This is a genomic window from Streptomyces sp. SA15, from assembly GCF_002291145.1.
In the GTDB taxonomy this organism is placed as follows: Bacteria; Actinomycetota; Actinomycetes; order Streptomycetales; family Streptomycetaceae; genus Streptomyces.
Map to the genome: position 1 here is coordinate 1 of NZ_NTGE01000010.1, position 2,494 is coordinate 2,494.

At 75.9% G+C, this 2,494-nt stretch carries 2 protein-coding genes; both read left to right on the top strand.

Features of this window, described 5'->3' with window-relative positions; genetic code table 11:
- Nucleotides 1-382, top strand: a 382-nt coding sequence (locus tag CLM62_RS01310; protein ID WP_095748032.1) for an acyl carrier protein, incomplete at its 5' end; no start/stop codon positions are given.
- A 9-nt stretch (nt 383-391) separates the two neighbouring features.
- A partial coding sequence (locus CLM62_RS01315; protein WP_257003601.1) for a condensation domain-containing protein occupies nt 392-2,494 on the top strand: 2,103 nt, incomplete at its 3' end.

Sequence of the window (2,494 nt, forward strand, 5' to 3'; positions counted from 1 at the left end):
GTCCCGGCCGGTGCCGGCGGACCGGGACGGCGGCGGGTCGCCGGGCGCGGGCGACGCGGACGGCCAGTACCAGCACGTGCTCAGGCGGCTGGAGGACCTGGTGGTGCCGCGCGTTCCGGGGCGGCGGGACCACGTGGACGCCGGGCGGTCCCTGGTTCAGGCGGGGATGGACTCGGTCAACCTGATGAGTCTGCGGTTCGCCGCCGAGGAGGAGTTCGGCGTCGAGCTCCCGCTGGACCTGCTCGGCGGTGACGCACCGCTCGCCGCGATCGCCCGGCGGATCGCCTCGGCGTCCGCCGCGCCCACCCCCGTACCCAGGCCGCCCGCCGGCGCGCGGTCCGGCAACGGTCTGCCGCCCTCGCTCCACCGTCCCGAGTCCTGAGGAGCCGTAGTGCAGTCCATCCGACACGACACCGGGCCCCGCACCGCCGGGCCGGTACCCTCCCCCACCGCCGAGGCGTCGGGGGCGTGGGAGGACGTCTTCCCCCTGACGGACGTTCAGGAGGCGTACTGCGTGGGCCGCTTCCTGGAACCGGAGTCGGCTGCCGCGATCTACCTGGAGTTCGAGGCGGACGGCCTCGACCCGTCCGCGGCCGAGGACGCCTGGAACGACCTGGTCGCCGAGACCGGGATGCTGCGCGCCGAGGTGCTGCCGGACGGCCGCCAGGGGATCCGGCGGTCGGTGCCGCGCTATCGCATCGCGGTGACGGACCTGCGGCAGACCGACGAGCCGACTCGGGTGGCGGAGCTGGAGAAGCTGCGTGAGCAGGGCCGTACCGCCCCCTTCGACGTCCACCGCTGGCCCCTGTTCTCGGTGACGCTGGCGTTGCTGCCGGGCGGCCGCAGCCGGGTGCACCTCGCAGTGGACGAGATGACGGTCGACGGCCCGAGCGTGTCCCTGCTGCTGCGGCGCTGGTACGCGCTCTACCGCGGCCGACGGGAGCCCGGTCCGCCCACGTTCGGCTTCGGCGACTATGTCAGGGCACTGCGCGCCCGTGAGGACGGGGACCGGACCCGGGCGGCCCTGGCCTACTGGCGGCGCAAGCTGTCCACGCTCGGCCCCCGGCGCCCCGAGGGAGCACCGGCGGACGACGCCGGAGCACCGGAGCACGGCCGTACGGCGCCTCGTCCGCCGTGTTCCGCGACGCGACGGCGGCTCACCCTGCGTCTGCCGGCCGACGCCTGGCGCGGCGTCACCGCGCACGCCTCGGCGCTGCGCGTCACCCCGTCCGCGCTGCTGCTGACGCTGTACGGCGGACTGCTGCACCGGACCGGTGCGGCGGGCCACTGCGGCCAGGTGGCCGACGGCGGTCGCGTACCGGTCGTGGTCACCACCTACAACCGGCTGCCGCTCCACCCCGACGTCGCCCAGGTGGTGGGCCCCTTCGTGTCCACGTCGGTGTTCCTGGCACCCGAGCCCGCCGGGCCGCCGGCCCGCCTGGCCGGTGCCGTGCGCGACCAGCTGTGGGCGGATCTGGAGCACGGCGCGGTCAGCGGGGTGCGCGCGTTGCGGGAGCAGGCGCGGCAGGGGGCGGCTCTGGAGCCGCCGCCCTTCGTCTTCACCAGCATGCTGGGCACCCTCGCTGCCGACCACGGTTCCGGATCCGGGCCGCAGGAGGCCGGTTGGGCCGGGGCCGCCGGGACCGGGACAGGCCGCACCCGTACGCCCGGAGTGTGGCTGGAGTGCCTGCTCCACGAGGTGCGGGACGAACTGCACGTGAGTTTCGACTACGACGACGAACGCCTCGGTCCGGGCGTCGCCGACGACCTCTTCGCGCGTATGGCGGGCGCCCTGGAGACGCTGGCCCGCCTGTCCCCGGAGGAGGTCGCCTCGCTCGGCGACATGACGCTGCTGCTGGAAGCGGGCGGAAGGGCGGACGGAAGGACGGACACGGAGGACGGCGACGCCGCCGAGGGGCTCCCCCTCACCCCCTTGCAGACCGCGTACCTCGTCGGGCGCACCACCGGGCGAGGGGCCGCCGGGGAGACCCGGGTGCACCAGGAGTTCCGCCTGGAGCGGCCCGACCTGGACCGGCTCGGGGAGGCGTGGCGGCTGCTGGTGCGACACCACCCGGCGCTGCGGTGCCGGGTGCGGGCGGACGGCACGCTGGCGGTGGAGCCCGCCCCGGCCGATCCCGCGCTGCCGCGCATCCCTCACCACGACCTGTCCGGCGCCACACCCCGGGAGGCGGAACGGGCGCTGGCCGACCAGCGGGCCCGCCTCGCCGCCACGCCGATGCCGCTGGACGACGGTCCGCTGTGGCGTCTTGAGACCACCGCCCTGCCGGACGCCTCGCTGGTCCTGCACGTTCTGCTGGATGCGCTGGTGGCCGACGCCCGTTCGGTCGCCCTGCTGTTCGAGCAGCTGTTCCGGCTGCACGCCGGGGAGCAGCCCGCAGCGGTGCTGTCCGGGCCCCGCCCGTCCTTCGCAGCGTTCCTGCGCGACCGGGACGGCGCGTCGCGTGGGCCGACGGCCGGCACCGCCCGCGCCGAT